Here is a 6,651-nt window from a genome sequence, read left to right on the forward strand (position 1 = left end):
CAACCTCATCGGAGGAAGGCCATGTCTCAAAAGGGGCGGGATCTGCACAGGACCAAGACCAGATACGTTATTCTAGGGCTGGTCTTTCTCGCAACAACGTTCAATTACGTCGATCGAGCCACCTTGTCCGTCGCCGCCTCCGCCATGCGGACCGAGTTCGGCTTCGACGCCATCACGATGGGCCTGGCCTTCTCGGCGTTCGGCTGGGCGTACACAGCACTTCAGATCCCCGGCGGCTGGGTACTCGATAAATACGGCGCCCGCCTGGTCTACGGGACAGGCCTGATCCTATGGTCGGCCCTCACGATGATGCAGGGGCTCGTACACCTCGTCACCTTCACGTTCGTCGCGCTCTTCGCCCTGCGCTTCCTCATGGGCATCGCCGAGGCACCAGCCTTTCCTGCCAACAGCCGGCTGACCGTAATGTGGTTCCCGACCAAGGAACGGGCCTTCGCAACCTCGATCTTCCAGTCGGCCCAGTATTTCGCGCTCGCCGTGTTCACGCCGATCATGACGTGGATCCTGCACGCCCACAGCTGGCAGGCGATCTTCTTCTGGGCCGGCGGCGTGGGCATCGTCCTCGGCATCATCTGGCTCGTCTACGTACACGAGCCGCGTCACCACAAAGGCGTGAACCAAGCCGAACTCGACTACATCGAGGCGGGCGGTGGCTTGCCAAACATGGGGGACAAGCGCGATCAGATCCGGTGGTCCGAGGTGAAGGCGCTGATCGGCAACCGCATGATGATCGGCATCTACATCGGGCAGTTCTGCCTGACGACCATCACGTGGTTCTTCCTGACGTGGTTTCCGACCTACCTGCTCGAAGCGCGTGGCATGTCGATCCTCAAGGTCGGACTCGTGGCCGCGATCCCAGCGATCTGCGGGTTCCTCGGCGGGCTGGCCGGTGGCCTTTGGTCGGACTGGTTGCTGCGGCGCGGGTTCAGCCTGACCGTCTCGCGCAAGCTCCCGATCATCCTCGGTCTGATGTTCTCCAGCACGATCGTGCTTGCGAACTACGTCCAGTCCGACGTGTTCGTGATCGCTGTGATGAGCATTGCCTTCTTCGCCAAGGGCATCGGCAATCTCGGCTGGTGCATCGTCGGCGATGTATCGCCAAAGCAGATCATGGGCGTCAGCGGCGGCATCTTCAATCTGTGCGGCAACCTTGCCAGCATCGTCACGCCACTGGCCATCGGCATCATCGTCAAGGAGATGGGCTCCTTCGACCTGGCGCTCGTCTACATCGGCACGGTCGCGCTGATCGGCGCCCTATCCTACCTCGTCGTCGTCGGGCCACTGAAGCGGCTTGAGATCGGAGAAGACGAGCAAGCCACGGACAGGCCACCGGTCCGGCCGGCATCTCTCCAGACCGCGCAGGCCTGAGCGCCAAAACGTGTCGGCTACCGACAATGATTGAACGCCGGAGAAGAACATGACCGAGACCGTCACCGGGATCCGCCTGCGCTCGGTCTACCTGCCGCTTAAGACCCCAATCAGTGACGCCAAGGTGCTCACCGGGCGCCAGAAGCCGATGACCGAGATCGCGATCCTGTTCTGCGAGATCGAGACAAGCGCGGGACATCGCGGCCTCGGCATCAGCTATTCCAAGCGGGCCGGCGGACCGGGACAGTTCGCCCATGCCTGCGAGATCGCGCCCGCGCTCATCGGTGAGGATCCGAGCGACATCGGCAAGGCTTGGGACAAGCTCGCCTGGGCGGGGGCCTCGGTCGGCCGCAGCGGCCTCGCCGTTCAGGCTATCGGCGCCTTCGACGTGGCGCTATGGGACCTGAAGGGGAAGCGGGCCGGCCTGTCGCTGGCCAAACTGCTCGGTGCGCAACGCGAGGCAGTTCGTTGCTACAACACCTCCGGTGGCTTCCTTCACACGCCGCTGGACGAGCTGCTGGTCAACACCGACCGTTCCCGTGAGAAGGGCATCGGCGGCATCAAGCTCAAAGTCGGCCAGCCGGACTGGGCCCTCGACATCGCGCGCGTTTCGCGGGTGCGCGAGCACCTTGGCGATGCCTTCCCGCTGATGGTCGACGCCAACCAGCAATGGGACCGGCCGACCGCCATGCGGATGGGCCGCATCTTCGAGCGGTTCAACCTGATCTGGATCGAGGAGCCACTGGATTGCTACGACGCCGCCGGGCACGCAGCGCTTGCGGCTGCGCTCGACACGCCGATCGCCACCGGCGAAATGCTCACCAGCGTCTCCGAGCACTGGGACTTCATCCGGCAGAACGGAGCGGACTTCCTGATGCCGGATGCCCCCCGGGTCGGCGGTATCACGCCATTCCTCAAGATCGCCACGCTCGCTGAATTCGCCGGTCTGACCATCGCACCGCACTTCGCGATGGAACTGCACATCCATCTCGCCGCAGCGATGCAACGTGAGCCCTGGGTCGAGCACTTCGAGTGGTTGGAGCCGTTGTTCAACGAGCGTCTAGAGTTGAAGGACGGTCGGATGATTGTGCCGACGCAGCCCGGTCTCGGCATCAGCATGAGCGAGCAGGCGATTGCCTGGACCCGGGAAACCGTGGGGTTCGGCAGCCTGGACTGAACCGCGCGATAGTTCGTTGGCTCGACCCAAAATGACTGATTTCGAGCGGCTTTCGATGGGCGAGGGGTGACCTATTTGGGTCGAAACCAGCCGCCTCCTATGTCCGAGAAACGGTCGGATACCCGACACGTCGTTCAGGTTGCTATCGACCCTTTCGAGACCCTCGGAAGGTCCGGTTTACGGCTTTCGCGTGTCAGGAGTGCAGGTGCAAACGAACATTTACTCATTCACCCGCAGCCCCCTGAGAGGGGACGTGAGCGTGCAGGTCACCCCGTCGGTTGGGTAGCTCAGCGCAACGTCGCCCCCGGAGAGCCCTCTTTCGATTAAGCGCGAGCCGAACCCCTTGCGGGTCGGTGGGATTACGAGCGGTCCACCGCGCTCCCGCCAATCGAACCGGAACGTCCCCTCCGGCCCTTCGCCTTCCACAATCCAATTGATTGCCACACTACCTTCCGGCACGGAGAGCGCACCGTACTTCACAGCGTTGGTCGCGAGTTCGTGGAGCAGCAGCCCGAGAGACAGGGTTGTGGAAGGCCCTATGAACAAGCTCGGGCCGGTGATCTGAAACCGGCACCCGGTGTCGTCGTGCAAGTCGAGGGCCCCTCGCACGACGGCCGCTACGCACGCACTGTCGGCGCGCCCATCCAGCAGGATGTCGTGCGCCTTGCCCAGCGCTATTAAGCGTGAGGCCAGTGCCTCCCTCGCCGTATCGATATCGGGCGCGTTGCGCAGCGTCTGCGCGGCGATAGCTTGGACCAGCGTTAAAGTGTTCTTCAAACGGTGGCTTAGCTCGTGGTTCAGCACATCCTGCTGCGCATCGGCGTCCTTACGGCTACCAATATCGGTAACCACCACTACCACGCCGACCAACTCGCCCCGATCGTCTCGTATCGCCTCCCCAGCGATAGCGACCCAACGTCGCTCCCCATCCGGACGCTGGTAATGCACCTCAATCGTGGAACGTTCGCATACACCGCTGCTGATCTGAGCGAGCGGAAACTCGCTTGCGTCCACTCGGCGGCCGTCCGCATGGTAGGCGACGAAATCGCCGTAGGCATTGCTGGATGTGGCATAGAGGGTATCGTGGCCGAGAATATCAGCCAGTCGCCGGTTACCCATTAGGACGCGGCCAGACGGGGCTTCCGCTAGCATGATGCCGATCGGCACGCTCTCCATCATGGTGAGCAGTTGTGCTTGCCGAGCGCGTGCGGCCCGCTCTGCAAGAACATGCTCTGTCACGTCCAGGAACAGCACAGTGAAGGTGTCCGGACCAAGCCTCTGAGCACGCCCCTCGTACCAGCGGTCCAGCACGTTGGACTGCCGATTAAAAGTGATCGGCTCGCCGGTCTCAACAACCTGCGCGAACTCCTTAATCCACACGTCCTCTACACCCGGAAACACGTCGCGGACATTGCGGCCGATCGCTCGCTCCGCCGGGATGCCGACCAGATCACCCCAGGCACGATTGACTTCGACGTAGCGCCAATCGGTGATCCGACGGTCTCCATCGCGGACCACTTCGCCGATGACGAAGCCCTCGTGAAGCTGGCTGAACAAGTTACGCCAGTGAATTGCCTTAGCCTCTCGCTCAGCCTGCATGACCCGCAATTGCGCATTTTGGCGGCGTTCGCGCAGGATCGTCGTCACCTGTCGCGATAGCCGCCGCAAGCCGTCCGCCTGCTTCGCATTTAGACCAGCGGGCCGCGCTTCGCTGTCGATGACGCAGAGGCTCCCGAGCGCATGCCCATCCGGCCCCTGCAGTGGTGCGCCTGCATAGAAACGAATGAATGGCTCTCCTACGACGAGGGGATTGTCGCGTGTTCGCGGGTCGATTGTCAGGTCAGGGATGACGAGGAGGTCAGGTTCGCTCAAGGCATGGACACAGACCGACGCATCGAGATCAGTCTGGAACGGCACGAAGCCGATGCGGGCCTTGAACCACTGTCGGTCGCCCGCTACGAGCGAAACCAGCGCGACCGGCGTACTGCACACGAGAGCTGCCAGATGCACGATGTCCTCGAAGCCATCCTCCGGAGGCGTGTCGAGAAGCTTCAGCTCATCGAGCGCCCGGAGACGCTCGGCGTCTTGGACATATTTGGAAATAGAGGAACTACACATGACTAGAAACCGGCTCGCTCGCGCGAGTTTCGAACGCTCGGCCTCTTCATCTAACAGGCAGCTAACAGAATGCGAAACATGATTTGATCGGTTATGGACTGATGTGGCCGTGAGGACGGAAACGGCGGTGGACCTCCCCGGCATGCATAAAGGCGCCGTTTACGACTTGTGCAGCGGGAGGAACGCCTCGCCTATTTTCTCAAAGGCTCGGGTTGTGCATCCTCCGGCATCGTCTTCCGGACGTGGTGATAGACGATCGTCGCGCTGAACGGTTTACTGATGAATGTTGCACCCTCCGGTAGATCGAAAGGACCTGGCTTGGATCGCCCAGAAGCAATGACGATTGCGATCGATGGCCACCGCCGAGCGACCTCCCGCGCCAGCGCGAAGCCGTCCATATCGCCGGGCATGTCGACGTCACTGAACAGCAGCTTGATCTGGTGATGATGCTCTTCGAGGACACTCAGCGCCTGGACGGCGTGCGCGGCCTCCAGCATTTGAAAACCGGCGTCCTCCAGAATACTGACCGCCTCCATAAGGATCAGCGGCTCGTCCTCAACGACGAGGGCAAAAGGCTGTCCATAGTCAGGAGATGTAACCACTTGGATCTAAGTCACGATTTTCGAAATTGGTTGCGGCTGCGCCGAAAAGAGTTGATCTCTGCGACATAGCGTCCGCCAGCCAGTACCCAGCCCAAAATCTGAATGAACCCGATGCCCCGACCGGAGCAATAAATCAAAGAACGTCCGCATCGAACATGGCCTCGGCTAATATAATTTAATTGGAGGCCGAACGCCCGCATGTGAGCGTAGGGGTGGCGTCCGCTCGCCACCCTTCTCAGACTTTGCCGCAAGCAGTAGTGAGTGTCGGCAAAACGGTTGTTTTTCCGATAGGTCGTTGGGGCCAAGTGGGAGGGGTGACTCAGACTGGATCTCGGTCCATCCGCTCCTCGATGATCAGCGACGACAACGTTATTCGCTGACCCTTCTCGCAATCACACGCAGCCAACATTCGGCGGACATCGTGGCTCCTAACGCTGTTGCGAAAGCGTAGGGCGACTGTGTCACCGATGCGGTGGACAGAGCCGTAATGCTCCACCGATAGGAGCCTGGCTGTTGCTCGCTCGGGAACACCGAGATCACATGGTCGCGTTTCATAACGGTTGTCATGCCTGCGTCATGCCACGCGGGTGCGCGCCCATTGTGGCCGGGGCACCTTCGGTAGGATTTCGCACTGACCTACTACCCTACTCGCAACGCCATGTTGTCGAGGAAGGCACGTCTCGCTACAGCGCGCCATGGACAAGCTCGAAGCCCTCCTAGGCCGTCCCAAGGCCCATCAGCGAGCGATCATCCTAGCCGCCGCCGAACACGACACGTTGCCGGCCGCGAGCGTCCTGAGCCGGATTGCGGAGCTTGAGAACGCCATCGCGGCAGCGGAAGCTGTGGCCGACGAGGAACGGACTCGGCGCAGGTAAGTGTGCCCAAAGCGAGCCCTCCCTCATAACCAGAGCAGCACCCCGAGCATCATGACCTGTAAAGTGAGTAGGGCGCTGATCAGTATTTTCGCATCGCGATCATAGATGATCTGAGCCAGTCGCTCAGCCTCGGTCTGCATCAGACCTGGCCCTCGCGCGACCTGTGTAAGAGAGCATAAGATGCCCGGCGGGGTTCCACACCATTGCGATGCGCCGCTTGCTGGAACGGTGCGCGTCCACTTCGTAAGCGGCGATTGTGACAGGCTCGATTTCGCTGTCGGCTTCGTAGTGCAAAGTTTTCCCGCTGGGGGTGCCGGCTGGACCTATCTGCTGCGCCCTGACACTGTAAGCGATTGCGTGCCCTCCAGCATTTGGCGCCCGCGCCAGCCGATCGGGGGAAAATTCCGCCGGCGCGGGCGTTGCCGAAGTTGCCGACCGGCAGCGACGACGACAGAACGTCGCATAGGCCAACGCCTCTCATATTATCAAAAGA

The 6,651-nt window shown here is 61.5% G+C and carries 4 protein-coding genes; 2 read left to right on the plus strand and 2 right to left on the minus strand.

Features of this window, described 5'->3' with window-relative positions; translation table 11 throughout:
* The first annotated feature begins 21 nt into the window (after positions 1–21).
* Complete coding sequence (locus MKK60_RS01970; RefSeq protein ID WP_243983653.1) at positions 22–1,386, plus strand: MFS transporter; 1,365 nt, start codon at positions 22–24, stop codon at positions 1,384–1,386.
* Between the two features lie 49 nt (positions 1,387–1,435).
* The gene (locus MKK60_RS01975; RefSeq protein WP_243983655.1) at positions 1,436–2,563 is read left to right on the plus strand and encodes an L-talarate/galactarate dehydratase; all 1,128 of its coding nucleotides are present in this window, start codon (positions 1,436–1,438) and stop codon (positions 2,561–2,563) included.
* A 219-nt stretch (positions 2,564–2,782) separates the two neighbouring features.
* Here the strand turns inward: MKK60_RS01975 and MKK60_RS01980 are convergent, their stop codons facing one another.
* Positions 2,783–4,681 (minus strand): HWE histidine kinase domain-containing protein, encoded by a 1,899-nt coding sequence (locus MKK60_RS01980; RefSeq protein ID WP_243983657.1) that lies wholly within the window; start codon positions 4,679–4,681, stop codon positions 2,783–2,785.
* A 191-nt stretch (positions 4,682–4,872) separates the two neighbouring features.
* On the minus strand, positions 4,873–5,283 hold the full coding sequence (locus MKK60_RS01985; RefSeq protein ID WP_313901107.1) for a response regulator: 411 nt from the start codon (positions 5,281–5,283) through the stop codon (positions 4,873–4,875).
* Positions 5,284–6,651: the final 1,368 nt, after the last annotated feature.

This window comes from Methylobacterium sp. J-092 (assembly GCF_022829325.1).
GTDB lineage: Bacteria > Pseudomonadota > Alphaproteobacteria > Rhizobiales > Beijerinckiaceae > Methylobacterium.

Bases quoted from the DNA above. Each gene is read 5' to 3' on its own strand.
- MKK60_RS01970 (WP_243983653.1), top strand. From the start codon at position 22: ATGTCTCAAAAGGGGCGGGATCTGCACAGGACCAAGACCAGATACGTT.
- MKK60_RS01975 (WP_243983655.1), top strand. From the start codon at position 1,436: ATGACCGAGACCGTCACCGGGATCCGCCTGCGCTCGGTCTACCTGCCG.
- MKK60_RS01980 (WP_243983657.1), bottom strand. From the start codon at position 4,681: ATGTGTAGTTCCTCTATTTCCAAATATGTCCAAGACGCCGAGCGTCTC.